23 protein-coding genes are annotated in these 22,515 nt (G+C 71.0%); 11 read left to right on the forward strand and 12 right to left on the reverse strand.

Annotated features, from left to right (window positions below; genetic code table 11):
* Nucleotides 1-2: 2 nt before the first annotated feature.
* Nucleotides 3-632: a glutathione S-transferase family protein gene (locus tag KTR66_RS14470; protein WP_213613590.1), complete on the reverse strand. Its 630-nt coding sequence runs from the start codon at nucleotides 630-632 to the stop codon at nucleotides 3-5.
* Between KTR66_RS14470 and KTR66_RS14475 the strand changes: the two genes are divergently transcribed.
* Together KTR66_RS14475 and KTR66_RS14480 are read left to right on the forward strand one after the other, a co-directional pair.
* Nucleotides 612-1,304 carry an RluA family pseudouridine synthase gene (locus KTR66_RS14475; RefSeq protein ID WP_371819132.1) on the forward strand — a complete coding sequence of 231 codons (693 nt, stop codon included), beginning with the start codon at nucleotides 612-614 and terminating at the stop codon, nucleotides 1,302-1,304. The genes KTR66_RS14470 and KTR66_RS14475 overlap by 21 nt on opposite strands.
* Nucleotides 1,289-1,660, forward strand: a complete 372-nt coding sequence (locus KTR66_RS14480) for a hypothetical protein (protein WP_213613592.1) — start codon at nucleotides 1,289-1,291, stop codon at nucleotides 1,658-1,660. Before KTR66_RS14475 ends, KTR66_RS14480 begins: the two co-directional genes overlap by 16 nt.
* 9 nt (nucleotides 1,661-1,669) lie before the next feature.
* Here KTR66_RS14480 and KTR66_RS14485 read toward each other — a convergent pair whose 3' ends face one another.
* The 5 genes from KTR66_RS14485 to KTR66_RS14505 all read right to left on the reverse strand — a co-directional run bounded on the left by KTR66_RS14485 (nucleotide 1,670) and on the right by KTR66_RS14505 (nucleotide 6,066).
* Nucleotides 1,670-1,924: a hypothetical protein gene (locus tag KTR66_RS14485; protein WP_213613594.1), complete on the reverse strand. Its 255-nt coding sequence runs from the start codon at nucleotides 1,922-1,924 to the stop codon at nucleotides 1,670-1,672.
* A 17-nt stretch (nucleotides 1,925-1,941) separates the two neighbouring features.
* A complete protein-coding gene (locus tag KTR66_RS14490) occupies nucleotides 1,942-2,202 on the reverse strand; it encodes a hypothetical protein (RefSeq protein ID WP_213613596.1) in 261 nt (86 codons plus the stop codon).
* Nucleotides 2,199-2,588: a hypothetical protein gene (locus KTR66_RS14495; protein WP_213613598.1), complete on the reverse strand. Its 390-nt coding sequence runs from the start codon at nucleotides 2,586-2,588 to the stop codon at nucleotides 2,199-2,201. Before KTR66_RS14495 ends, KTR66_RS14490 begins: the two co-directional genes overlap by 4 nt.
* On the reverse strand, nucleotides 2,585-4,432 hold the full coding sequence (gene pbpC / locus KTR66_RS14500; RefSeq protein ID WP_371819133.1) for a penicillin-binding protein 1C: 1,848 nt from the start codon (nucleotides 4,430-4,432) through the stop codon (nucleotides 2,585-2,587). Before pbpC ends, KTR66_RS14495 begins: the two co-directional genes overlap by 4 nt.
* A gap of 629 nt (nucleotides 4,433-5,061) precedes the next feature.
* Nucleotides 5,062-6,066 carry a cyclase family protein gene (locus tag KTR66_RS14505; RefSeq protein WP_213613602.1) on the reverse strand — a complete coding sequence of 335 codons (1,005 nt, stop codon included), beginning with the start codon at nucleotides 6,064-6,066 and terminating at the stop codon, nucleotides 5,062-5,064.
* Between the two features lie 241 nt (nucleotides 6,067-6,307).
* Between KTR66_RS14505 and KTR66_RS14510 the strand changes: the two genes are divergently transcribed.
* Nucleotides 6,308-6,766, forward strand: coding sequence for a hypothetical protein (locus tag KTR66_RS14510; RefSeq protein ID WP_213613604.1), 459 nt, complete (start codon nucleotides 6,308-6,310; stop codon nucleotides 6,764-6,766).
* Between the two features lie 25 nt (nucleotides 6,767-6,791).
* Here the strand turns inward: KTR66_RS14510 and KTR66_RS14515 are convergent, their stop codons facing one another.
* On the reverse strand, nucleotides 6,792-7,490 hold the full coding sequence (locus KTR66_RS14515) for a CBS domain-containing protein (protein ID WP_371819134.1): 699 nt from the start codon (nucleotides 7,488-7,490) through the stop codon (nucleotides 6,792-6,794).
* A 133-nt stretch (nucleotides 7,491-7,623) separates the two neighbouring features.
* Between KTR66_RS14515 and KTR66_RS14520 the strand changes: the two genes are divergently transcribed.
* The 3 genes from KTR66_RS14520 to KTR66_RS14530 all read left to right on the forward strand — a co-directional run bounded on the left by KTR66_RS14520 (nucleotide 7,624) and on the right by KTR66_RS14530 (nucleotide 12,347).
* Nucleotides 7,624-8,613: a TAXI family TRAP transporter solute-binding subunit gene (locus tag KTR66_RS14520; RefSeq protein ID WP_213613606.1), complete on the forward strand. Its 990-nt coding sequence runs from the start codon at nucleotides 7,624-7,626 to the stop codon at nucleotides 8,611-8,613.
* Between the two features lie 152 nt (nucleotides 8,614-8,765).
* Nucleotides 8,766-10,784, forward strand: a complete 2,019-nt coding sequence (locus KTR66_RS14525; RefSeq protein WP_213613608.1) for a TRAP transporter fused permease subunit — start codon at nucleotides 8,766-8,768, stop codon at nucleotides 10,782-10,784.
* A gap of 18 nt (nucleotides 10,785-10,802) precedes the next feature.
* Nucleotides 10,803-12,347, forward strand: a complete 1,545-nt coding sequence (locus KTR66_RS14530; RefSeq protein ID WP_213613610.1) for a tetratricopeptide repeat protein — start codon at nucleotides 10,803-10,805, stop codon at nucleotides 12,345-12,347.
* Here the strand turns inward: KTR66_RS14530 and KTR66_RS14535 are convergent.
* Together KTR66_RS14535 and KTR66_RS14540 are read right to left on the reverse strand one after the other, a co-directional pair.
* Nucleotides 12,334-12,753, reverse strand: coding sequence for a cupin domain-containing protein (locus KTR66_RS14535; RefSeq protein WP_213613612.1), 420 nt, complete (start codon nucleotides 12,751-12,753; stop codon nucleotides 12,334-12,336). The genes KTR66_RS14530 and KTR66_RS14535 overlap by 14 nt on opposite strands.
* Nucleotides 12,753-14,345 carry an ABC transporter substrate-binding protein gene (locus KTR66_RS14540; protein WP_213613614.1) on the reverse strand — a complete coding sequence of 531 codons (1,593 nt, stop codon included), beginning with the start codon at nucleotides 14,343-14,345 and terminating at the stop codon, nucleotides 12,753-12,755. The genes KTR66_RS14535 and KTR66_RS14540 overlap by 1 nt, the downstream gene beginning before the upstream one ends.
* Nucleotides 14,346-14,461: 116 nt before the next feature.
* Here KTR66_RS14540 and KTR66_RS14545 point away from each other — a divergent pair, with 116 nt between their 5' ends.
* The 3 genes from KTR66_RS14545 to KTR66_RS14555 all read left to right on the forward strand — a co-directional run bounded on the left by KTR66_RS14545 (nucleotide 14,462) and on the right by KTR66_RS14555 (nucleotide 17,742).
* Entirely contained in the window at nucleotides 14,462-15,433 is a 972-nt protein-coding gene (locus tag KTR66_RS14545) for a TIM44-like domain-containing protein (RefSeq protein WP_213613616.1), read from the forward strand.
* 240 nt (nucleotides 15,434-15,673) lie between these two features.
* Nucleotides 15,674-16,612, forward strand: coding sequence for a threonine dehydratase (locus KTR66_RS14550; protein ID WP_213613618.1), 939 nt, complete (start codon nucleotides 15,674-15,676; stop codon nucleotides 16,610-16,612).
* Nucleotides 16,609-17,742 (forward strand): amidohydrolase family protein, encoded by a 1,134-nt coding sequence (locus tag KTR66_RS14555; RefSeq protein ID WP_249732137.1) that lies wholly within the window; start codon nucleotides 16,609-16,611, stop codon nucleotides 17,740-17,742. Before KTR66_RS14550 ends, KTR66_RS14555 begins: the two co-directional genes overlap by 4 nt.
* Before the next feature lie 121 nt (nucleotides 17,743-17,863).
* On the opposite strand, the gene KTR66_RS14560 is transcribed toward KTR66_RS14555, so the two are convergent.
* Together KTR66_RS14560 and KTR66_RS14565 are read right to left on the reverse strand one after the other, a co-directional pair.
* A complete protein-coding gene (locus KTR66_RS14560) occupies nucleotides 17,864-18,757 on the reverse strand; it encodes an NAD(P)-dependent oxidoreductase (protein WP_213613622.1) in 894 nt (297 codons plus the stop codon).
* A gap of 3 nt (nucleotides 18,758-18,760) precedes the next feature.
* The gene (locus KTR66_RS14565; protein WP_213613623.1) at nucleotides 18,761-19,213 is read right to left on the reverse strand and encodes a carboxymuconolactone decarboxylase family protein; all 453 of its coding nucleotides are present in this window, start codon (nucleotides 19,211-19,213) and stop codon (nucleotides 18,761-18,763) included.
* A gap of 81 nt (nucleotides 19,214-19,294) precedes the next feature.
* Here KTR66_RS14565 and KTR66_RS14570 point away from each other — a divergent pair, with 81 nt between their 5' ends.
* Both KTR66_RS14570 and KTR66_RS14575 read left to right on the forward strand, forming a co-directional pair.
* Entirely contained in the window at nucleotides 19,295-20,176 is an 882-nt protein-coding gene (locus KTR66_RS14570) for an alpha/beta fold hydrolase (protein WP_213613625.1), read from the forward strand.
* Entirely contained in the window at nucleotides 20,169-20,690 is a 522-nt protein-coding gene (locus KTR66_RS14575) for a GNAT family N-acetyltransferase (protein WP_213613627.1), read from the forward strand. The genes KTR66_RS14570 and KTR66_RS14575 overlap by 8 nt, the downstream gene beginning before the upstream one ends.
* Before the next feature lie 172 nt (nucleotides 20,691-20,862).
* Here KTR66_RS14575 and KTR66_RS14580 read toward each other — a convergent pair whose 3' ends face one another.
* Complete coding sequence (locus KTR66_RS14580) at nucleotides 20,863-22,497, reverse strand: gamma-glutamyltransferase family protein (protein ID WP_213613629.1); 1,635 nt, start codon at nucleotides 22,495-22,497, stop codon at nucleotides 20,863-20,865.
* Nucleotides 22,498-22,515 lie beyond the last annotated feature (18 nt).

The raw sequence follows: 22,515 nt of genomic DNA on the forward strand, positions 1-22,515 counted from the left end.
CCTTACGGCTTCGGGAAGCGCGCCCCGGGCAGCAGGTCATAGGGCGCCTTCCAGCCCGGCATCGCGCGGAAGCGCGCGATCCAGCCGCTGATATTGGGAAAGGCCGCCATGTCGAGCGGCCATTCCTCCTGCGGGAAGTGCAGGTAGCCCTGCATCGAGATGTCGGCGATGCAGGGCGCGTCGCCCAGCAGGAAGGCCCGGCCTTCGAGCTGCGCCTCCACCACGCGGAAGGCGGTCTCGGCCCGCGCCCGGAAGGCGGCGGCCACGGCGGGGTCCGCGTTCGCGGTGAAGCTGTGCAGCCAGCGCCAGGTGGCGAGGTAGCTGGTGAATTTGTGGTTGTCGAAGAAGAGCCAGCGCAGCTGCTCCTCCTCATCCGCCGCGGCGAAGCGGCCGAGGGTGCGGCTGAGATAGGTGAGGATCACGCCCGATTGCGTGCGGCTTCGGCCGGCATGCTCCAGCACCGGCACCTCGCCCATCACGCTGACGCGCGCGCGCCATTCGGGCGTGCGGGTCTCCCCGTGGTAGTAGTCCACCGGGATGCCCTCCCACTCCGCGCCACACAGCGCGAGCATGAGGGCGACCTTGTAGCAGCCACCGGATTCGGGGAAGCAGTGAAGCCGAAACGCCGCCATGCGGAACCTCCTTCTGCGCCGCTGAGCCAAGCGATCGCCGCGCGCATCCTGCACCAGGATACGGAGGTGCTGGTGCTGGACAAGCCGGCGGGGCTCTCCGTGCATCGCGGCCCGCGCGGCGGCGCCTCGCTGGAGGATTGGCTGCCGGCCCTGCGCCAGGGCAAGCGGCACCTGCCGCAGCCGGCGCATCGGCTGGATGCGGATACGGCGGGCTGCCTGGCGCTGGGCCGCACCAAGCCGGCCATCGCCGCACTCAACGCGCTCTTCGCCGAGGGGTTGGCGCAAAAGACCTATTGGGCCGTGCTGGCCGGCGCGCCGCCGGGTGAGAGCGGCGTCTGCGAGGCGCCGCTGCTGAAGGTCAGCAGCCAGGCGGAGGGCTGGCGCATGGTGGTGGATGCGGCGGGCCAGGCGGCGCGCACGGAATGGCGGGTGCTGGGGCGCGGTGCTGCGCTGACGGCGGTGGAACTCACGCCGCGCACCGGGCGCACGCATCAGCTTCGCGCGCATATGGCGCATCTGGGCTGCCCCATCCTGGGCGATGCGCGCTATGGCGGCGGCGCGGGGGCGATGCACCTGCTGGCGCGCGCCCTGGTGCTGCCGGGCATCGCGCGCGTCGAGGCGCCGATCCCCGGCCACATGCGGGAGGCGCTGGCGCGATGCGGAATCTCCTGATCCTCCTGGCGACGTCGCCGTTGCTCATGGCGCAAGGCCTGCCCCGCCCCTATTGCGCCTATGGCGAGGGGCTGGCCGCGCTGCGCGCGGTGGCGCGGGAGGCGGCGCTGCCGGTGCCCGGCATTATGGAGGGCCGCGCGCGGGGCGAGACGGTGCTGCGGGCGCTGTCGGGCGCCGCCGCCACCTTCACCGGCTGCGGCTGCCCGCGCCTGGCGGAATTGACGCGCGAGGCCGAGCGCGCGGCGCAAGGCGCGCCGTCGGAAGCGAGCCTGGCGCGGCTTTCGGCCATTTTCGGGCAGGTCGCGTTCCGCACGCAGATGGCGCGGGAGGAAGCGGAGCGCACGGGCTGCCGATAGGCGCCGCGCTCAGCGCCAGCCCGCGATCTCGCGGCATTGGCGGCGGGCGTCGGGGAGGATCTGCTCGAGAGCTTCGATCGTCGCGGCGCCGGCGTCATTCGCCTGGCTGACGAGGCAGGTGCAATAGGTCATGCGCACCAGCGGCGCGGCGGCCTGGTTCGCGCTGTCCTCCATGCAGCGGCGGATCCAGCCGGCCGCGTCGGGCAGCTGCGCGACGGCGGGCGCGGCCAGAAGGAGCAGGGCGGCGAGGGCGGGGAAGCGCATGGGGAATCTCCTTGGTGTCATGTCCAGCCGGCCTCGCGCGAGCATTCGCGGCGGGCCCGGGGATTCGCGCGCTCCCATTGCGTGACGGAGCGCGTCTCGTTGTTGCTCATCCGGTTCACCATGCAGGTGCAATAGGCGGTGACGACGCGGCGGGAGGCGCCCTCATCGGCATTGTCGCGGACGCATTGGGTGATCCAGCGCCGGTCATCGGCGGTGCTGCCGCTGGTGGTGACGCAACCGGCGAGGGCGAGGAGCAGCAGCGGGATGAGGGGCTTCATGGCGTTCGGACCCAGCGCGGGATGAGGGCGAAGACGAGATAGCCCAGCAGCGTGACGAGGCCCGGCGGCGTCGTGAACTGCGCCAGCCAGGCGCGCAGATCCCAGCCGCGCAGCGCGACGCCGGCGAAGAACTCGAGCGCCAGCAGCAGCAGGAGCGCGGTGAAGCCCATCCGCAACCGCGCGCGGCCGGGCGGCACGCGGCAGCGGCGCAGGAGGCGCGGGGCGATCCAGGCGCAGAAGCCGAGCATGAGCGGCAGTTCGAGCAGCAGCGCCGCGACGCGGCCGATGCGCGGCGCCAGCACGAATTCCCGCAGCGGCCCGAGCAGGAAGCCGAGGCCGAAGGCGGCCAGCACATAGAGGCTCGCGCCGCGCAGCTCCGCGCTCATCGCACGCGCAGCTCGGTCCGGGCCGCCGCCCCTTCGGCGTCGAGCACGGTGATCCGATAGAAGCCGGGGCCGGGCGGCACCCAGCTCGCTTCGCGGCGCGCGGGGTCCGTCGTGAGCGGCGCGCCATCCACCAGGAAGGTCAGCGGGCGTTGGCCGCCGGCGGCGCGCAGCACCACGCGCCCGGCTTCGGGCAGCGTTGCGCGGGGCGGCGGGAAGAGCAGGCGCAGCGCATCGGTGGTGGGCGCGAGGCCCGCGGATAGCGGGCGTGGCGTGAAGCCCTGGCGCGGCGCGGGGGGCAGGCGCTCGAAGACCTGGCCGAGCAGGGGCAAGGCGAGGCGCGCGCCGGTGGCGTTGGGCATGGGTGTGCCATCGGGCCGTCCGACCCAGATGCCCACCACATGGCGCTGGTCCATGCCGATGGCCCAGGCATCGCGGCCGCCCCAGCTCGTGCCGGTCTTCCAGGCGATGCCGGCGGGGCCGCCGCCGGGGATGGGCTGCACGAGGATGGCGCTGGCGAGGTTGGCGGCGCGCGGTTCGATCAGCCCCGCGCCGCCATCGCCCAGGCGCGCATAGAGGCCCACCAGCTCGCGCAGGGTTAGGCCGACGCCGCCGAGCGCCAGCGGCAGCGAGGGCTCGGCCCCGGGCGGCAGGCGCGGCACGGCGCCGCCCGATTTCATGACGCTGGCGAGCCGCAGCGGGCCCACCTCGTTCAGCAGCGCCACGGCGGGCTGGTTCAGGCTCTGGCGCAGCGCATCCGCGATGCGCAGGCGGCCTTGGAAGGCGCGGTCGAAATTCTCGGGCGCGTAGTCGCCGAAGCGGCGGGGCAGGTCCTCCATCAGCGTCTCGGGCGTCACCACGCCCGCTTCGAAGGCCAGCGCGTAGATCAGCGGCTTGAGCGTGGAGCCGGGCGAGCGCACGGCGCGCGTGAGGTCCAGCGCGCCGGCGCGGGCCGGGTTCATCCAGTCGCCGCCGACCAGCGCGCGGGTCTCGCGGGTGCGGAGATCACTCACGACGATGGCGAGGGAGACGCGCTCGGGCAGGCGCGTCAGCGCCTCGCGCGCGATGGCCTCGGTGGCGCGCTGCAGGTCGAGATCCAGAGTGGTGCTGCCATCCCGCGCGAAGTGCGGCGCGTGGCGGGGCATCGGCAGGCGGCGCGTGGGGACCTCGCCGGCGAGGGTGATTTCGGCGGGGCTCGCGATGTCGGGCGCGCGGGCGAGCAGCACGGCGTCGCGCGCGCGGCGGGCGGCGTCGGGGTGGCGGTCGGGTCGCAGCGCTTCGGGCCGGCGGGCGAGGGCGACGAGCAACGCGGCCTCGCCGGCATCGAGCGACTGGACCGGGCGGCCGAACCAGGCGAGGGAGCCGGCGCGCAGCCCTTCGAGATTGCCGCCCTGGGGGGCGAGGGTCAGCCAGATCTCGAGCACGCCCCGCTTGCCGTGGCGCCATTCGAGCTGGAGCGCGCGCGCGATCTCGATGAGCTTGCTGCGCAGGTTGCGCGGGCGGGGCTCCAGCAGCCGCGCCGCCTGCATGGACAGGGTGGAGCCGCCGGAGACGACGCGTCCCGCGCGCACCCATTGCGCGGCGGCGCGCGCCAGGGTCAGCGGGTCCACGCCGGGATGTGCGTAAAAGCGGCGATCCTCGGCGGCGATCAGCAGGGCGAGGAGATGCGGCGGCACATCCTCAGGCCGCGTGCGCAGGCGCCAGACGCCGCCCGCCGCGGGCCAGACGGAGAGGGTGCGGCCATCGCGCGCGGTGACGATGCGCGCCGCGTTCTCGAAGCGCGCCATGGGGGGCGGCAAGGCGCGGTCGAGCAGCCAGGCCCCGGCCAGGAGCGCCGCCAGCAGCACCAGGGAGATCCGCGCCCATCGCATTCGGGGATGATGCCAGGGCGGCGCCAGGCTGTCGCCGGGGATCGGCGGGCCGATCGCGTCGAAAGGAATTGCCGATCTGGCAATACCCGGGGCTTGGCCAGGCTGCCCGGCACGGACGGAGCCATCCTGGTGCGCCGCCGCCCGGAGAAACGCCCTTGTCCCGGAGCATGATTGCCGCGGCCCTGATGGCCAGCGCCCTCGCCTTCCCCGCGCAGCAGGCGCGCGCGCAGGCGCCCACCGCCTGCAACGGCCGCGTGTTCATCGACGCGGTCTATCAGCAGGCCAATGGCAGCGCCTTCGACGATTTCATCTTCCTGCGGAACGCGACGCATGCGGCGGTCGCCGCGGAGGTGCAGTTCACCAGCTTCCCCAGCCATGTGACCCTGACGGGCGGCCCGACGCAGCCGGTCCAGCTTGGCGCGCAGGGCGTCATCTCGAATCTGCGGTTCGGGACGGGCAGCAACAGCCAGCTCAATGTGACGACCGTGGCGCGCGCCCATGACGCGGCCCCTGGCAATGGCCCCACGGTGCGCCTCGTGAATTGCCGCGTCGTCTGCCGGCGTGGGGTCCTGCCCGGGGTGGTCCCCCCGGGCAGGATGGCCGCCTCAGAACAGCGCGGCGGGCGAGACGGTGCTGCCGGTGAAGCCCTGGGCGCGCAGCGGCTGCATCATGAAGCAGAACTCGTTGCGGCCGGAGGCGACGATCTCCGCCAGGTTCATGTTCTCCAGCAGATGCACGCCATTCACCACCAGCGCGATCTGGTGCACGGGCAGCGAGGCGCTGGGCATGGTCTTCGATGGCGCCACCTCCACCGGCCAATTGTCGGCGCCCAGCAGCATGGGGTTCTTCGCGATCAGCCATTCGGCCGCCGCCACGCCGATGCCCGGGCAGCCGGCCACGTAGCGCGCATTCTCGCGGCCATAGAGATGGCCCCAGCCGGTGTTGATGATCATCGCGTCGCCCTCGCGAAGCTCCACGCGCTGGCGGTTCAGCGCCTGTTCGAGGTCGGCCACCGTGATCTCATAGGTGTCGGGCAGGGTCTGCACGCCCTTGAGGCCGGCGACGTCGATCAGCACGCCGCGCGTCATGATGGTGCCGACCGTCTCGATCCCCATCTGGGTGAAGCCGGTGCGGGACATGATGGAGGGCAGGTCCACGCAGTTATAGACCTCGTTGCCGATGGTCTGGTGCGGAAAGCCGTCGAACTGCGTGCCGACCTGGCCGATCTCGCTGATCACCAGCTCCTCGTTCGAGCCGCGATTGTTCGCCTGCGGGTTCCAGAAGGTCTGCTTCTGGTGGATGTCGAAGCGGCGCGTGCCGAAGAAGGGCATGTTGGTGCTGAGCACATGGCCCATCTCGATCTTGCGCCCCTCGCGGATCATGGAAGCGGCGTTGCGGATGCGATCGGGCGTCAGCAGGTTCATCGAGCCGCGGCGATCATTGGGCCCCCAGCGGGAGGGGCAGCGCTGCGCGGCGGGCGGGGGCGACCAGCTCTGCCCGGCCCCCTGCGCGGAGACCGGATTGGCCTGCAGGCCCAGATGGGCGGAACCACAGGCGAAGCACGCGAAAAGCGCGCGACGTGACAGCAAGCCACGTGACTGGGCCTTCATGGGCCGTTTCCTCCGTGATGTTATATCGTCCTTAGGCGATTGAAATCGCCGGAGAAACGGTAGCACTGCCCGGGTGGGCTGCCGCCATGTGAAACACATGACATGACGAGGGTTTCATCTCCTCCCTGGGGCGGCGCCGATGTCGGGCATTGGCCGAAACGATTGGTGTTGCGGGCGAAGGCGGCGCCTGCTGTCCTCGCCACCGCGGCGCAGTCCCGCGACCGGTGAAGGAAACGAGCCCATGAAAACTTCAAGGATTGTCCTGGCCGCCCTGGCCCTGGCGGGGGTGGCGGGCGTGACCCTGCCGGCCGCCGCGCAGCAGCGCGAGATCTGTGTCGCCATGCTGCCCTTCCCGCCGGTGCCGCCGGCCACGGTGAGCCGGCTGGTGGTGTATCAGGCCTATGCGGTGCCGGATGTGAGGGCGGACCACACCCTCGTCAGCTATCGCGCGCAGTTTCAGAACCAGTCCGCCGGCACCGTGCGGCTCACGGTGCGCCCGGTGCTGGGCGGCAATTTCCCGGTGGGTGCGCGCTGGGATCCACCTTCGCAGACCTTCACCATGACCTCCTATCAGCCTGTGGATGCGCTGATCGGCGTGCTGCGGGTGCCGGGCCAGATCAACCAGTTGAGCCGGCTGCCCGATGCCTGGAGCGTGGCGAACGCCTTCCTGCCCGATTGCCCGGGCCCCGCGCCGCGATAAGCACGGGCGGGTCCGGCGCCGGGGGTCACACCCCGGCGAAGATGTAGTTGGGCATGGGTTGCGTCTCGTCCTTGACGCCCTTCACGCCCGGAATGGCCTCGGCCAGCACGCGCAGGCCGCGGCGCACGCCTTCGTCGCGCATGAAGCCGTGGAAGGTGACGACGCCGTCTTTCACATCCACCAGCGTGTAGAAGCTATCGGCCCAGGGCTGCTTGCGCATGGCGGCGATGACGGCGCTGCGCAGGCGGCTGTCGCTGAACTCGCCCTCCTCCGGCATGGGCGCCACCAGGGCGCGCAGCAGGTCGGCGCGGCTGACGATGCCGCGCAGGCGGCCATCGGTGACGACGAGGACGCGGCGAATGTTCCGCTCCTCCATCAAATGGGCGATGTGCGCGGCGGTGTCGGCCTCCCCCACGGTCAGCGCCGTTTCGGTCATGATGTCCTGCGCGCGGACGCCATGCGTCCGGGCGTAGCGCTCGGCCTCGGCGGCGGGGTCCACGAAGAGGCTGGCGAACCAGCCGGGCTTCGGATCCTCCTGGCCGGCCAGGCGGCGGATCAGGTCGGCTTCCGTCACCACGCCCAGCACCTCGCCATGGGCGCCCAGCACCGGCACGGCGCTGATGCCGCGCTCGGAGAGCAGGCGCGCCACGGCGAGGACGGGCGTCTCGGGCGGCACGGAGACGACGTCGGGGGTCATCAGGTCTCGGGCGGTCAATTGGGTCACGTTGCGATCCTCCTGATGCAAAGAATGCAGCGTGAGGGCCGCTTTCGCCTTGAGGCAGCGCAACCCCTTTGCGTTTGGACGCGGTTGCCCCTATTCGCGTGTCCAGAAAACAAACCCGCCGGAGGATGATTTCATGACCCAGCTTTCCCGCCGCACCGCCCTGGGTGCCGGCCTTGGCCTTCTGGCCGCGCCGCAGCTCGCCCCCCATCAGGCTCATGCCCAGGCGGCCCAGCAGATCGCCATCGCCACCGGCACCACGGGCGGCGTCTATTACCCGCTGGGCGGCGCGCTCGCGAACTACCTGACGCGCGGCATTCCGGGCGTTTCCGCCACGGCCGAGGTGACGGCCGGCTCCACCGCGAATTTCCAACTGCTCGGTGCCAACCGCGCGCAGCTGGTCTTCGGCCAGGTGGATGCGGCGGTGGACAGCGTGCGCGGCGCCGGCCCCTTCCGTGGCCGCGTGGTGCCCACGCGCGCCATCGCCGTGCTCTACACCAACCGCATGCAGGTGGTGACGACGGCGGACCGCAACATCCGCACCATGGCGGACCTGCGCGGCAAGCGGATTTCGACCGGCGCGCCCGCCTCGGCCACCGAGCTGTTCGCGCTGCGCCTGATCCAGGCCGCCGGCCTCGACATCAACCGCGATTTCCGCGGCCGTGAGCGCCTCTCCCCGGCCGAGAGCACCAATGCGATCCGCGACGGCAAGATCGACGCCTATTTCTTCGTCTCGGGCGTGCCGACCTCGGCCATCACCGACCTCGCGGCCACGCCGGGCACGCAGCTGGTGCTGATCGACCATGCCGAGTTCCTGGACCCGATCGTGCGCGAGCATGGCCCGGTCTATTTCGCCGAGACCATCGCGCCTGGCACCTATCCCGGCCAGAACGCGCCGAACAACCAGCTCTCGGTCGCGAACATCCTCGCCGTGCGCGAGGATGCGGCGCCGGCGCTGGTGACGCAGATGCTGACCATCCTCTGGCAGAACCGCGAGGACTGGGCGCGCGTGCATTCCGCCGCGCGCGACTTCACGCTCGCGCAGCAGAAGACGGCGGCGGCGGGCGTGCCCTGGCACCCGGCGGCCGAGGCCTTCTGGCGCAATGCCGGCGCCACGCTGGGCTGAGCCCGGCAGACGGCTTCGCCTCACGGCCGGGTGTCGCCACCCGGCCGTTTCTCTTGAGACCGCACAGCGGTCTCACCTTTGTTGAGAGGATGATTCAGCGTTTCGGCGATTCCGCCTCAACGCATCATGCTCTAGCCATCTGAGTATCCGCCATGTCCCAGAGCTCCCTGCCGCCCGAGATCGACCCGAACAGCATGGATGCGGCCACCGCCGCCCGCGTCGAGAAGCTGATCGAGTCCGAAGAGGGGGTGATGAACCGCTTTACCGGCGCGCTGGGCGTGGTGGCGGTGGGCCTGGCGCTCGCCATGTCGCTGTTCCACCTCTATGCGGCCTGGAGCATCGTTCCCACCACCACGCTGCGCTTCGCGCATGTGGGCTTCACCATGGTGCTGGGCTTCTTCCTGTTCCCTGTCGCGCGCCGCTTCCGCGACCGCTTCCTGCCCTGGGACTGGGCGCTGGTGGCGGCCGGCATCTACGTCACCTGGTACCTGATCTCCGGCGGCGATGACCTGCAGGACCGCATCATCTTCCCCGAGCCGATGGACATCGTGGTGGGCTGGATGCTCATCGCGCTGGTGCTGGAAGTCACGCGGCGCTGCACGGGCTGGATCATGCCCGTCGTCGCCATCGCCTTCCTGCTCTACGCCTTCTACGGCAACCACCTCCCCGCCCCCTGGACGCATCGCGGCTATGACGAGGAGCGGCTGATCCCGCATATCTCCATCACGCTGGAGGGCATCTTCGGCACGGCGGTGGATGTCAGCGCCACGCTGATCATCCTCTTCACCATCTACGGCGCGATCCTGGGCGCGACGGGTGCGGGCAAGTATTTCGTGGATTTCTCCTTCGCGGCCACGGGCGGCAAGCCTTCCAGCGCGGGGCGCACCGTCGTGCTCTCGGCCTTCCTGCTGGGTGGGCCGTCCGGTTCGGGCGTCGCCACCACCGTCACCATCGGCACCGTCGCCTGGCCGATGATGAAGCGCGTGGGCTATACGCCGCATGACGCGGGCGGGCTGCTGGCCGCCGGTGGCCTCGGCGCCATCATCTCGCCGCCCATCATGGGGGCGGCCGCCTTCCTGATCGCCGAGTATCTGAAGATCAGCTACCTCGACGTGCTGCTGATGGCGGTGATCCCGACCTGCCTCTTCTACGCCTCGCTGCTCTTCATGGTGGAGCTGGACCAGCGGCGCATCCGCGCGGCCGGCGGCGGCAAGGATGACGTGCCGATGCAGGTCGAAAAGGTCGGCGCGATGTTCAGGCGCGGCTGGTACCACTTCACCAGCCTGATCGCGATCATCGTCTTCATGGCGATGGGGTATTCGGCGACGCTCTCGGTGCTCTACGCCATGGGCCTCGCGGTCGCGCTCTCCTTCCTCTCGCGCGAGCATGCGCTCTATCCCATGAAGCTGATCCGCACGCTGGCGGCGGGCTCCGAGCAGGCGATCGGCATCGCCGCCACCTGCGCCTGTGCGGGCATCATCGTGGGCTGCATCACGCTGACCGGCCTCGGGCTGAAATTCTCCGACATCGCGATCCAGGCGGCGGGCGGTTCGCTCATCATCACGGCGATCTACACGGCGCTGATCGTCTGGGTCGTCGGCCTCGCGGTGCCGGTGACGGCCAGCTACATCATCTGCGCCGTGGTGGCCGCGCCCGCGCTGATGAAGCTGGGCGTGCCGGATTATGCCGCGCATATGTTCGTCTTCTACTATGCGGTGCTCTCCGAGGTTTCGCCGCCCACCGCGCTCTCTCCCTTCGCCGCGGCGGCGATCACCGGCGCCGGGCCCTACCGCACGACGCTGATGGCCTGGAAATACACCCTGCCCGCCTTCGTGCTGCCCTTCGTCTTCGTGACGGACCCGCAGGGTGTCGGCCTGCTGCTGAACATGCTGCCGGGCATGGACTGGATGGATGTGGTGGAGCAGGTGTTCTTCGCGACCCTCGGCCTCGCCGCCCTCTCCTCGGCCTGCCAGGGCTACGCCATCACCGCGATGAACGCGGTGGAGCGCTGGCTGATGGCGCTGGGCGGCCTGCTCATGGTCTTCCCCGCGATCATCGAGGTGGTGGTGGCGGACGCCATACCCGCCCCGCATTGGGTGGGCCTCGCCATCGGCGCCGTGCTGCTGGGCGTGCAATGGGCGCGGCGCGGGCGCTTGCAGGCCGCCGGCTAGGGCGCTTTCCTGGCGGGCATGGATGCCGATGAAACGCCCGCCGCCGAAGCCCGCCCGCCGGGGCTGATCCGGCGCGGATGGAACCGCGCCGTCGCCTTTTGGGAGTTCGGCCAGAGGCTGCTGCTGGGCACGCTGCCGCTGGTTCTCGCGGTGCTGGCCGTGGTGATGGTGGTGCGCGAGGCGGCGCGCCAGCCCATCGAGATTTCCGAAATCGCCGTGCCCACGAGTCTCTCCGACAGCGGGCTTTCGGGCGCGGTCGCCGCACGGCGGCTGCTGGATGCGATCAACGCCACGGCGCATGCCGTCCGCACCGAGACGCTGCACCGGCCGAGCGCGGAGCTGGAGGGTTCCGAGCCCGATCTGAACATCCCTGCCGCCGGGCTTTCGCTGCGCGGGCTGGCGGCGCTGCTGCGCAACCTGCTGGGCTGGCCGGAGCGCAAGCTCTCGGGCGAGATCATCGTGGCGGGCGACAGGATGCGCCTGCGCCTGCGCCTCGCCGGGCATGGCGTGATCGCCGATGTGGAAGGGCCCGCGGCCGAGGGGGCGGACCCGCTGCTGCTGCGCGCCGCGCCCGAGGTTTGGCGCGTCGTCGCCCCTCGGCTCTATGCCTGGTACATCGCCGAGACGGATGCGGAGGAGGAGGAGATCCGCGACCGTCTGCTGTTGCTGCGACGCCGCGTCGAGGATGCCGATGCGGTGGCGACGATCGACTTCCTCTTCGCGCGCTCGCTGGTGCGTTCGGGCCATGCCGCGCGCGCGCTGGAGTTGCTGGACCTGGTGATGGAGCAGGGGCCGCCGCGCGCCTCGGCGCATTATGGCCGTGCGCTGGCGCTGCGCGCCCTGGGCGACCGGCAGGGCGCGCTGGAGGCGCAGGCGCGCGGCCTGGCGCTCGATCCGAACTCGCCCTGGGCGCATCTCTCCTCGGCCGTCCTGCTGCGCGAGCTGGGCCGGTATGAGGAGGCGCTGGCGGCGGCGCGGACAGCGCAGCGCCTGGATGATGACGATCGCGACGGGCTGATCGAGGAGGCGCGCATCCTGCGCTTCATGGGGCGGCTGGCGGAGGCGGCTTCCGTCGCGCGGCGGGCCGTGGCGCTCGATCCGACCTATGCGCCGGCGCATGCGGGGATGGGCCACACGCTGCTGCGGCAGAACGAGGATGCGGCGGCCCTCGCATCCTTCGAGACGGCGCTGCGCCTCGCGCCGCACCTGGCCGATGGGCATACCGGGCGCGGCGAGGCCCTGGCCGCGATGGGCCGCACGCCGGATGCGCTGCAGGCCCTGGCGCGAGCCATCGCCCTGGATGCGACGGATCACCGGCCGCATCACGCGAAGGGCACGGTCCATGCGCGCCTCGGGCAATGGGAGGAGGCGCTGGCGGCCTATGACGCGGCCATCGCGCTCACCGCCGGGGTGCCCGCGCTGTATCTGGGGCGCGGCGTGGCGCTGGCGGAGCTGGGCCGGCGCGCCGAGGCGGTGGCCGCGCTGCGCCAGGCCTTCGCGCTGGGGCTGGACGATGCGGCCGGGCGGCGGCTGCTGACGGAGCTTGAAGCTAGCGGCCGGTGAGGACCGCGATGTCCTCCGCATCCAGTTCAACGGGAATGCCGGCGCGGATGAGCGCCGCGAAATCCTCGTCGGGCACCATCAGCGTCAGGCAATAGAGCTTTCCGGGGCCGGGGTTTTCCACCACGTGCTCGATGCCGGGCGGCAGCAGCAGCGTGTCACCGGGGCCGATCTCCTGCCAGGTGTCGCCCGCCCGCGCACGACCCGTGCCGCGCAGGACGAAGAAGGCCTCCTGCGCCGCGCGATGCGTGTTGGGCGGCGTGGCGCCGCCGGGGGCGAAGACTTCCACCACCAGGGTGAAGGCCGCGCCATCGGCCAGCGGGTCCAGCAGGCAGGCGAAGTAATTGCTGTCGCCGGGCGCGATGCGGAAGCCGCGGAGCTCCGCGGCGCGCTTCACGATCGCGCGCATCAATCCACCTTGATCTCGCGCACCTGGAACTGGTTGTCCGCGCGGTGCTGCATCTGGATGCCCTGGCGATGCGCCCAGGGGATCATCATGTGATAGAGCGGCACATGGCCGAGATCGGCGTTGTGCAGCTTGTGCGCCTCGATCATCAGCGCGCGGCGCGCGGCCGGATCGCCCTCATTGTCGATGCGCGGCAGCAGCGCGTCGAAGGCCGGATTGGAATAGCCGCCCATGTTCCAGGTGGCGGCGCCGCCGATGGAGCGCGAGGCCATGATGGCGCGCAGCGTGTAGCTGGCATCGAAGGTCGGCACGCCCCAGGAGAGCGCGTAGAAGGCCGTTTCCTGGCGGCGGATGCGCTGGGTGAAGACCGCGTTCGGGTGCAGCGCCAGCGTCACGCGGATGCCCACCTGGTTGAGCATGGCGGCGATGGCCTGGCAGGCCTCGTCATAGGTGCCGACGGGGCAGTCGAGCGGCACGGAGAAGCCCTGCGGATAGCCGGCCTCGGCCAGCAGGCGGCGGGAGCGGTCGCGGTCCAGCGGCAGGCGCGCATCGGTGGAGGCGTCCCAGCCATTCACGAATTGCGTCCACATGGAGCCGGTGGGCACGGCCTGGCCGCGCAGGGTGGCGCGGCGGAGCGCCTCGACATCGATGGCATGCGCCACGGCCTGGCGGACGCGCAGGTCCTTGAAGGGGTTGCGGCCGCGGATGTCGCTGCCGGGCAGCTCATCCACATCCTGGCGGAAGCCGAGCCAGACGGTGCGGTTCTCCTGCCCCTCCAGCACGCGCAGGCGCGGATTGGCGCGGATGCGCGCCACATCCTGCACCGGCACCACATGCACCATGTCCACCTCGCCCGAGAGCAGGGCGGCGACACGCGTCGCGTCCGAACCCAGGGTGATGTGGTGGTATTCGGTGATGTTGCCGGCCGGCGCCACGCCGGCGGCGATGCCCCACCAGTTCGGGTTGCGCACCATGATGGTCCGCTGATCCACCTCGCGCGAGCGGATCACGAAGGGGCCGGTGCCGTTCGCCATGCGCACCGCCGGGATTTCCTCGCGCTGGGCGAAGTTCTGCGGCACGGTGCTGCGGTTCGCCTCGGACCAGCCGCGATCCATGATGAGCACGCGCGTCATCTTGTCCGGGATCACGGCGTCGGGCACGCGGGTGACGATGTCCACCGTCAGCTCGTCCACCGCTTCGGCGCGGAGCACCGTGTCCACGAAGATGCCGTAGTTGCTGGTCGGCGCCAGCGCGCGGGTGATGCTGAAGACCACGTCATCGGCGGTGAAATCCTCGCCGCCCGCGAATTTCACGCCGGGGCGCAGCGTGAAGCGCCAGCGCGTGGGCTCCACCTGACGCCAGGCGGTGGCGAGGCCGGGATGCACGCGCAGGTCGTCGCCGCGATGCGTCAGGCTCTCATAGACCTGGGAGACGACGAGGAAGGTGAAGAGCGCGTTGGTGGCGTGCGGGTCGAGTGTGGCGGCATCCACGCTGGTCGCCATGCGGAAGATGCGCGGCGGCTGCGTCTGCGCGAGCGCTGGAAGCGTGAGGGTCGCGGCCAGCGCCGCCCCCGCCAGGATGTTTCGCCAAGCCATCAACGCCTCCTGTTGCAATGGGTTTCAGCATGGGGGGATGCGAAGAGCCTCGCAATCCGGGTTCCTTGCCCCTATATTGCAGGAAAGACAGGTTTCCTCCGGGAGTTGCCACGAACATGCGCCGCACTGCACGCTTTCTGACCCTTCTGGCCGCCGCCGCCTTCGTGCTGGCGCCGGCCCTGGCCGAGGCCGCGCCGGGCGGCCGCTCCTCCTCGGGCAGCCGGGGCGCGCGGACCTATCAGGCGCCGCCGCCGACGAACACCGCGCCGCAGCCGGCGCGCCCGATGGAGCGCACGGCCACGCAGCCCTCCGCGCCTGCGACGGCCGGTGCGCCCGGGGCCGCCGCGGCCCGCCCGGCCGCCGCGCCGGGTGGCTTCTTCGCGCGCAACCCGATGATGGCGGGGCTGATGGGCGGCCTGCTCGGCGCGGGCCTCTTCGGCCTGCTGGCCGGTGGCGGCTTCTTCTCGGGCCTCGGCAGCCTCGCCGGCATCCTGGGCTTCATGCTGCAGCTGGCGCTGATCGCGGGTCTGGTGTTCCTCGCCATGGCGCTGTTCCGCCGCTTCCGGCAGCAGCCGGCGCCGGCCGGCGTGCCGAACGGCATGATGCGCGAGGCGCAGCCCGAGCAGCGCACCATGATGGGTGGTGGCGGTATGGGCCGTGGCCCGGCGCAGCCGGTGGATGAGATCGGTGTGCAGGCGGCCGACTTCCAGGCCTTCGAGCGCAGCCTCATCGAGATCAACGCCGCCTGGTCGCGCGAGGACATCGCCGCCCTCTCGCGCCTCGCGACGCCGGAGATGGTGCAGTATTTCCGCGACGACTACGCGGCGCTGGCCCAGCGCGGCTGGAAGAACGAGACGCGCGACGTGAAGCTCGAGCAGGGCGACCTGGCCGAGGCCTGGAACGAAGGCGCGCGGGACTACGCGACGGTCGCCATGCGCATGTCGCTGGTGGATTGGACGCGCGACCTGAAGACGGGCGCCATCACCGAGGGCAACCCCAATGCGCGGCAGGAGCAGACGGAGCTCTGGACCTTCGTCCGCGTGCAGGGCGGCCCCTGGATGCTGAGCGCTATCCAGCAAACGCAGTAGCGTTTGCTGAGTCTTTTTGGTGCCCTCAGGCGCCGGGCGCGGCCTCCGGCCGCTTGGCTTCGGAACGCTGAAGCGTTCCGGCTCGCCTATTCGGCTCGCATCCTCGGAGGGTGCGAGCCGTTTTTTTGCCCTCATGCGCCGGGCGCGCCGGCCGCATTTGCGGCCGGATCCTCGCGGGGCGGTCTGGTTCCTCTTCGGTCTTCGCTTTCCCTCGCCGCCCTGCCCCTCTAGCCTGCGGGCATGTTCACTCTCCCCGCGCTCGAAGCCGCCGAAGCCCTGATCCGGCGGCATTTTCCTGCCACGCCGCAATATGCCTGGCCGCTGCTGGCGCAACGCGCCGGATGCGAGGTCTGGGTCAAGCATGAGAACCACACGCCCACCGGCGCCTTCAAGCTGCGCGGCGGGCTGACCTATTTCGAGACGCTGCGCTCCAAGGGCGTGGTCAGCGCCACGCGTGGCAATCACGGGCAGTCGCTGGCCTATGCGGGGGCGAAAGCGGACATTCCCGTCACCATCGTGGTGCCCATCGGCAATTCCACCGAGAAGAACGCCGCCATGCGCGCGCAAGGTGCGACGCTCATCGAGCACGGCGCGGATTTTGACGTGGCGCGGCAATTCGCGCGGGATTACGCGGCCGAGCACGGGCTGGATTTCGCGCCCTCCTTCGCGCCGGACCTGGTGCGCGGCGTGGCCACCTATGCGCTGGAGCTGTTCCGCGCCGCGCCGCCGCTCGATGCGCTCTATGTGCCGATCGGCCTCGGCTCGGGCATCTGCGGCTGCATCATGGCGCGGGACCTGCTGGGGCTGAAGACCGAGATCATCGGCGTGCAATCCACGGGTGCCGATGCCTATGCGCGGAGCTTCGCGGCCGGGCATGTGATCGAGACGCCGAGCGCGATCACCAAGGCCGATGGCATGGCGACGCGCATCCCCGACCCGGCCGCGCTGGAGATGATCCTGAAGGGGGCTGCGCGCGTCGTCACCGTCACGGATGACGAGGTGCGCGACGCCATCCGCGCCTATTGGACGGACACGCACAACCTGGCCGAAGGCGCCGGCGCCGCGCCCTTCGCGGCACTGATGCAGGAGCGCGAGCGGATGCGCGGCAAGCGCGTGGCGACGATCCTGTGCGGCGGGAACATTGATCTCGCGCTGTTTCGCGATTGGGTGATGGCATGATCCTGGAGCACGTCAGCCCGCTCGGCGGGCCCGCGGTGGACCTGCATGTGGCGGAGGGGCGCATTGCGGCGCTGACGCCGAGCGCGCGGCATGACGCGCCGCGCCTGCTGTTGCCGGGGCTGGTGGAAGGCCATTGCCATCTGGACAAGACGCTCTGGGGCCAGCCTTGGTGGCGCAATGAGGTCGGCCCCTCGCTGATGGATCGCATCAACAATGAGAAGGCGACGCGCCGCGCCATCGGCATGGATGCGATGCGCGAGGGCCGCGCACTGTGCGAGGCGCATCTGGCCGCTGGCACCACGCGGCTGCGCAGCCATGTGGATGTGGATGAGGAGAGCCGCCTCACCCATGTCGAGAAGCTGCTGGCGCTGCGGGCCGAGATGCGCGGGCGGATCGAGATCCAGCTCGTCGCCTTCCCGCAATCGGGCATCCTGCGCATGCCGGGCGTGGAGGATTGGCTGGATACGGCGCTGCGCCTGGGCTGCGACGTGGTGGGTGGGCTGGACCCCTCGCTGATCGATCGCGATCCGGTGCGGCATCTGGACATCGTCTTCAAGCTGGCGTCGCGGCACGGCAAGCCGGTGGATATCCATCTGCATGAGCCGGGTGAGCTGGGCGCCTTCAGCATGGAGCTGATCGCCGAACGCGCGCGGGCGCTGGGCATGCAGGGGCGCGTCATCATCAGCCATGGCTTCGCGCTGGGCGATGTGGCGGCGCCGCGGGCGGATGCGCTGCTGGCGCAGCTGGCGGAGGCGGGGGTGGCGTTGTGCACCTCGGTGCCGCCGTCCCGCGCCGTGCCGCCCTTGAAGCGCGCGCGGGAATTGGGCGTCACGCTCTTCGCGGGCAATGACAATATCCGCGACACCTGGAGCCCGCACAATGCGCCGGACATGCTGGCCCGCGCCGCGATGGTGGCGCTGAAATACGAGCTGCGGCGGGATGAGGATGTGGCGCTGGCGCTGGAGGCCGTGACCTTCAACGGCGCGCGGGCCTGCGGCTTCGCGGAGTACGGGCTGGCGGTGGGGGATCGCGCCGATCTGGTGCTGCTGGGCGCGAGCTGCGTGGCGGAGGCGGTGGTGACACGCGCGGCGCCGCTCGCGGTGTATTCGGGCGGCACGTTGGTCGCTTGATGCGAGAGGGCTTTGCCCTCTCGCGCTCACCCACCAAGAAACTGAGTTTCTTGGATCTTCCATCTGATGAAGGTGCAGGAAACTGGTTTCCTGCCGGGGTCGAGGGGCAGAGCCCCTCGCTTCAGCTGTTCCCGCCCGTGAGCGTCTGATTGGCCAGCCGCTCGGACAGTTTCGCCACCGCCGTGTGATCCTCGCCCGGCCCGAGATGCGTCGCCGCCGCGGCCCAGAGTTCGCGCGTCAGTGCGGAGAGGGGCGTGGGCACGCCGGCTTCCTTGCCGACCTCGATGGCGATGGAGAGGTCCTTCACCATCAGGTCCAGCCCGAAGCCGGAATCGAAGCGCCGCGAGAGCACGAATTGGCGGAACTTCTTCTGGGTGGAGTTGTTCATCCCGGTCGAGGAATTCAGCACATCCACCATCAGCCCGGGTTCGAGGCCGAGCTTCTGGCCGATGAGCAGCGCCTCGATGCCGATGAGGAAGCCGCCGGCGCTGACCAGGTTGTTCAGCGCCTTCATGGCCTGGCCGGCGCCGATGCCGCCGCAGCGGTGCAGCGAGGTACCCATGGCGCGCAGGATGGGCTCGGCGGCGTCGAGATCGGCCGTCTCGCCGCCCAGCATGATGGCGAGTTCGCCGGTCTTGGCGCGGGGCACGCCGCCGGAGACGGGGCCATCCACCATGCGGATGCCGCGCGTGGCGAGCTTCGCCGCGATCTCGCGCGTGCGGGTCGGGTTGCCCGAGGTCATGTCGATGAAGAGCGCGCCCTCGGGGAGCGAAGCCAGCACGGCGTCGGCAACGATCGCCACTTCCTTGCTGGTGGGCAGGATGCAGAGGAAGGCGTCCACGCCCTTTGCCGCCTCGGCGGGCGAGGCGGCGGCGTGGCCGCCCACCTCGCTGACGAAGCGCGCCACGCGCTCGGGCGAGATGTCGGTGACGGTGACATCATGGCCGGCCTTGATGAGGTTGGCCGCCATGGGCCAACCCATATTGCCGATGCCGGCGAAGGCGAGGCGCGCCATGGCTTACTTCTTCGCCTTGGGGGCAGCGGCCTTCTTCGGCGCCTTGGCGGGCTTGGCTTCCTTGGGCTTGATGGCGCCCTCGGCCAGCAGCACCTCATGCGTCGCCTTGAAGGCGTCGAGGCCGGCGGGAATGCCGCAATAGGCGGTGGCGTGCAGCAGCGTCGCCTTGATTTCCTCGACCGTCACGCCGTTGGCGAGCGCGCCCTTCACATGCAGCTTCACCTCGGGGATCTTGCCCAGCGCGGTGAGCATGGCGAGGTTGATGATGGAGCGCGTCTTGCGGTCCAGCGTCGGGTCGCCCCAGGCCCAGCCCCAGGCCCAGGCGGTGGTGGCGCGCTGGAAGGACATCATGAACTCATCGGCCTTGGCCATGCTGCCATCCACGTATTCGGCGCCGAGCACGGCGCGGCGGATGGGCAGGCCCTTCTTGAACAGCTTGTCGTCGTCGAGCGCCATGGAAGTTCCCCTTGGGTTGCTGGCTTGTTGAAAGATGCCGCAGGCTAATCCGCGACAGGCAAGGGTCAATGGGAGGCCGGGATGTTCTTCGAGGGTTTCACGCTGGAAACGCGCGAGGTGGATGGGATGGCGGTGCGCTTCCGGCGTGGCGGCAAGGGCCCGCCGCTCTTGCTGCTGCACGGCAACCCGCAGACACATGCGATGTGGCACCGCGTGGCGCCGGAGCTGGCGGAGCGCTTCACCGTGATCGCGGCCGATATCCGCGGTTATGGGTTTTCCGCGAAGCCGGGCGTGACGGCTGATCACATGCCGTATTCGAAGCGCGAGATGGCGAAGGATGTGGTGGGGCTGATGCGGGGCCTGGGCTTCGATCGCTTCAGCATCGTCAGCCATGATCGCGGGGCGCGGCTCGCGCATCGGCTGGCGCTGGATCACGCGGCCTGCGTGGAAAAGCTCTGCGTGATGGACATCGTGCCGACGCTGCATCACTTCGAGCATGCCGACATGAAGTTCGGGCTGGGCTACTACCATTGGTTCTGGTTCGCGCAGCCGCATCCGGGGCCTGAGACGCTGATCAGCGCGGATGTGGAGGCGTGGTTCGATATCCACACCTCGCGCGAGCCGAAGGATCGCAGCTTCTTCCACCCCGAGGCGCGGGCGGATTACCTGGCCGCGCTGCGCCTGCCGGGCACGGTGACGGCGATCTGCGAGGATTACCGCGCGGCGGCGAGCATTGACCTGGAGCATGACCGCGCGAGCCGCGCGGCGGGGGAGCGCGTGCCATGCCCGGTGCTGGCGCTCTGGGGTGCGAAGGGGAAGATCGGGCAATGGTATGACGCGCTGGAAGTCTGGCGCGCCTATGCCGATGGGCCGGTGAGCGGGCATGCGGTGAACAGCGGGCATTACCTGGCCGAGGAAGCGCCGGGCGAGGTGCTGGCGGCGCTGGATGGGTTCCTTGGCTGAGGCGCTGACGCTGCGGGTGGCGACGCCGGAGGATGCGGCGCGGGTCTCGGCCGTGCTCGCGGCCTCCTACGGCACGCTGTGGCAGGGCGCGTATGAGCCTGGGGCGCTGGACGCCGTCCTGCCGCTGGTGAGCCGGGCGCGGCCGGAGTTGCTGGCCTCGGGGCGGTATTTTCTGGCGCTGCGGGGTGACGTGGTGGCGGCCGTGGGCGGCTGGAACCTGGAGGACCCGGCGACGGGCCTGGCGCAGCCCGGACAGGGCCATGTGCGGCATTTCGGCACGCATCCCGACCATCTGCGCCAGGGGGCCGCGGGGCTGATCCTGCGGCATTGCCTGGCCGAGGCGTGGGCGGCGGGGGTCGCGGAGATGATGTGCCTCGCCAGCCTGCCGTCGGAGGGTTTCTACGCGGCGCATGGCTTCGTGACGCTGCGGCGGGAGGAGACGCGGATCGGTGGGCGCTTCCTCCTGCCCTCGCTGCTCATGCGGCGGGAAAAGCTTGACGAAAGAGGCATTTAGTCCTAAAATTTACAGCCTCCGCCTGGACTCCCATGGCCGTGCATCGGCACGGATCAGCGCATCGTTTCGCGGGCGGCCGCATTGGCCGGACGCCCATGGCACGCCTGGGCTGGGGCGCGCTGCGTGGGGTGCGCGATTTGTCCGAAAGCGCGTGAGTCGCCGAAAACCGCGCTCAATCGCCCAGCGCGGCGCCATCCCGCCGCGGGTCCGCCGCGCCTTCCAGCCCGCCGGGGATGCGGCGGATCACCTGCAACCCGGTGTTGATCACCACCACGCGCGGCGCATGGCCCATGGCGGTGAGCGCGGGGGCCAGGGCGGCGGCCGGCGTGCCCTGTTCCAGCTCCACCACGCCGGATTGCGCGCCGAGGCGCGGGCGGGCGGTGGCGGCCCAGGCGTCGCGGTTCCAGCCCAGGATCTCGGCCAGACCGCCGGCCACCGCGTCCGGGATCCAGGAGCCGCCGCCGGCGCCGATCACGATCACGGGCTGGCCCGTCGCGTCGAAGACCAGGCTGGGGGCCATGGTGGTGGCCGGGCGCTTGCCGCCCTGCATGCGGTTGGGCGAGTTGGATTGCGGGTTCACGGCGAAGTTGGTGTTGCCGTTGTTCAGCGCCACGCCCATGGCCATCAGGTCGGCGCCGAAATTGAGGTTGTTGGTGGTGGTGAAGGCGACGGCGCCGCCCATCGCGTCCATCACGGAGATGTGGCTCGTCATCGGCGCGTTCTCGGGCGTGCCGGGGGTGACCTCCGACCGGGCCTGGGTCGGGCTGATGAGCTCGGCGCGGGCGTCGAGGTAGCGGCGCGCGACCATCGCATCCTCCGGCACGGTGACGAAGCGCGGATCGCCCACCCAGCGCAGGCGGTCGGCACGGGCGAGGCGGCCGGCCTCGATGAGGAGATGCGCGGCCTCGGCGCTGCCGGGGGTGGTTTGGGCGAAGCCCGTGCGCTCCAGCAGGCCGAGCTGCTGCAGCACGGAGACGCCGCCGGAGGAGGGGGCGGCGGCGGTGCAGATGCGGTGGCCAAAGGCCTGGCCGCAGAGCGCCTCGCGCGGGAGGGCGCGATAGGCGCGGAGGTCCTCCGGCGTGATCAGGCCGGGGATGGGGCTGTTGCGGCTGGCGGCGAGGAAGGCCTCGGCCAGCGGGCCTTCGCGCAGGGCGGCGGCGCCGTGCGCGGCGATGAGGCGCAGCGCCTCGGCCTGGGCGGGGTTGCGGAGGGTATGGCCGGCGGGGTGGGGCGTGCCGTCCTCGGCGTAGAAGAGGGCGCGGAAATCCGGGTTCTGGCGCAGTGCGGGTGCGCGGGCGGTGAGCACGGCGTGGAGATAGGGCGGGAGGGGGAAGCCTTGCTCGGCGAGCCGGATGGCGGGGGCGAAGAGGCTGGCCCAGGGCAGGCGGCCGAGCGCGGCGTGCCCGGCCTCCAGCGCCGCGATGCTGCCGGGGATGGCGACGGCGCGGCCGCTGCGGGCGACGCTGGGGGGCAGGCGGGTGCCATCCGTGTCCTGCGTCAGCGAAGGCGTGGCGGCGGCGGGGGCCTCGGCCACGCCATCCCAGTGCCAGGTGCGGCGGGCGGCGGGGTCCCAGGCGAGGAGGAGGCCGCCGGAAAAGAGGCCGGAGGCGTGCGGCTCCACCAGGCTCAGCACGGCCTGGGCGGCGATGGCGGCGTCCATGGCGCTGCCGCCCGCGCGCAGCATCTCGAGCCCGGCGGCGGAGGCCATGGGGTTGGCGGTGGCGACCATCTGGCGCGTGGCACGGGTGGCCTCGGCGCGGGCGGCGAGGGGCGCCAGCAGGAGCAGCAGCAGGAGGAGGGCGCGCATGGATCGGGCTTCCGGGGC

The sequence above is a fragment of the Roseococcus sp. SDR genome, assembly GCF_019083995.1.
Taxonomy (GTDB): Bacteria; Pseudomonadota; Alphaproteobacteria; order Acetobacterales; family Acetobacteraceae; genus Roseococcus.

What these genes read in the sequence shown, in the direction of transcription:
- KTR66_RS14470 (WP_213613590.1), bottom strand. Translation starts at nt 632, where the DNA reads ATGGCGGCGTTTCGGCTTCACTGCTTCCCCGAATCCGGTGGCTGCTAC.
- KTR66_RS14480 (WP_213613592.1), top strand. Translation starts at nt 1,289, where the DNA reads ATGCGGAATCTCCTGATCCTCCTGGCGACGTCGCCGTTGCTCATGGCG.
- KTR66_RS14485 (WP_213613594.1), bottom strand. Translation starts at nt 1,924, where the DNA reads ATGCGCTTCCCCGCCCTCGCCGCCCTGCTCCTTCTGGCCGCGCCCGCC.
- KTR66_RS14490 (WP_213613596.1), bottom strand. Translation starts at nt 2,202, where the DNA reads ATGAAGCCCCTCATCCCGCTGCTGCTCCTCGCCCTCGCCGGTTGCGTC.
- KTR66_RS14495 (WP_213613598.1), bottom strand. Translation starts at nt 2,588, where the DNA reads ATGAGCGCGGAGCTGCGCGGCGCGAGCCTCTATGTGCTGGCCGCCTTC.
- KTR66_RS14505 (WP_213613602.1), bottom strand. Translation starts at nt 6,066, where the DNA reads ATGAAGGCCCAGTCACGTGGCTTGCTGTCACGTCGCGCGCTTTTCGCG.
- KTR66_RS14510 (WP_213613604.1), top strand. Translation starts at nt 6,308, where the DNA reads ATGAAAACTTCAAGGATTGTCCTGGCCGCCCTGGCCCTGGCGGGGGTG.
- KTR66_RS14520 (WP_213613606.1), top strand. Translation starts at nt 7,624, where the DNA reads ATGACCCAGCTTTCCCGCCGCACCGCCCTGGGTGCCGGCCTTGGCCTT.
- KTR66_RS14525 (WP_213613608.1), top strand. Translation starts at nt 8,766, where the DNA reads ATGTCCCAGAGCTCCCTGCCGCCCGAGATCGACCCGAACAGCATGGAT.
- KTR66_RS14530 (WP_213613610.1), top strand. Translation starts at nt 10,803, where the DNA reads ATGGATGCCGATGAAACGCCCGCCGCCGAAGCCCGCCCGCCGGGGCTG.
- KTR66_RS14535 (WP_213613612.1), bottom strand. Translation starts at nt 12,753, where the DNA reads ATGCGCGCGATCGTGAAGCGCGCCGCGGAGCTCCGCGGCTTCCGCATC.
- KTR66_RS14540 (WP_213613614.1), bottom strand. Translation starts at nt 14,345, where the DNA reads ATGGCTTGGCGAAACATCCTGGCGGGGGCGGCGCTGGCCGCGACCCTC.
- KTR66_RS14545 (WP_213613616.1), top strand. Translation starts at nt 14,462, where the DNA reads ATGCGCCGCACTGCACGCTTTCTGACCCTTCTGGCCGCCGCCGCCTTC.
- KTR66_RS14550 (WP_213613618.1), top strand. Translation starts at nt 15,674, where the DNA reads ATGTTCACTCTCCCCGCGCTCGAAGCCGCCGAAGCCCTGATCCGGCGG.
- KTR66_RS14555 (WP_249732137.1), top strand. Translation starts at nt 16,609, where the DNA reads ATGATCCTGGAGCACGTCAGCCCGCTCGGCGGGCCCGCGGTGGACCTG.
- KTR66_RS14560 (WP_213613622.1), bottom strand. Translation starts at nt 18,757, where the DNA reads ATGGCGCGCCTCGCCTTCGCCGGCATCGGCAATATGGGTTGGCCCATG.
- KTR66_RS14565 (WP_213613623.1), bottom strand. Translation starts at nt 19,213, where the DNA reads ATGGCGCTCGACGACGACAAGCTGTTCAAGAAGGGCCTGCCCATCCGC.
- KTR66_RS14570 (WP_213613625.1), top strand. Translation starts at nt 19,295, where the DNA reads ATGTTCTTCGAGGGTTTCACGCTGGAAACGCGCGAGGTGGATGGGATG.
- KTR66_RS14580 (WP_213613629.1), bottom strand. Translation starts at nt 22,497, where the DNA reads ATGCGCGCCCTCCTCCTGCTGCTGCTCCTGCTGGCGCCCCTCGCCGCC.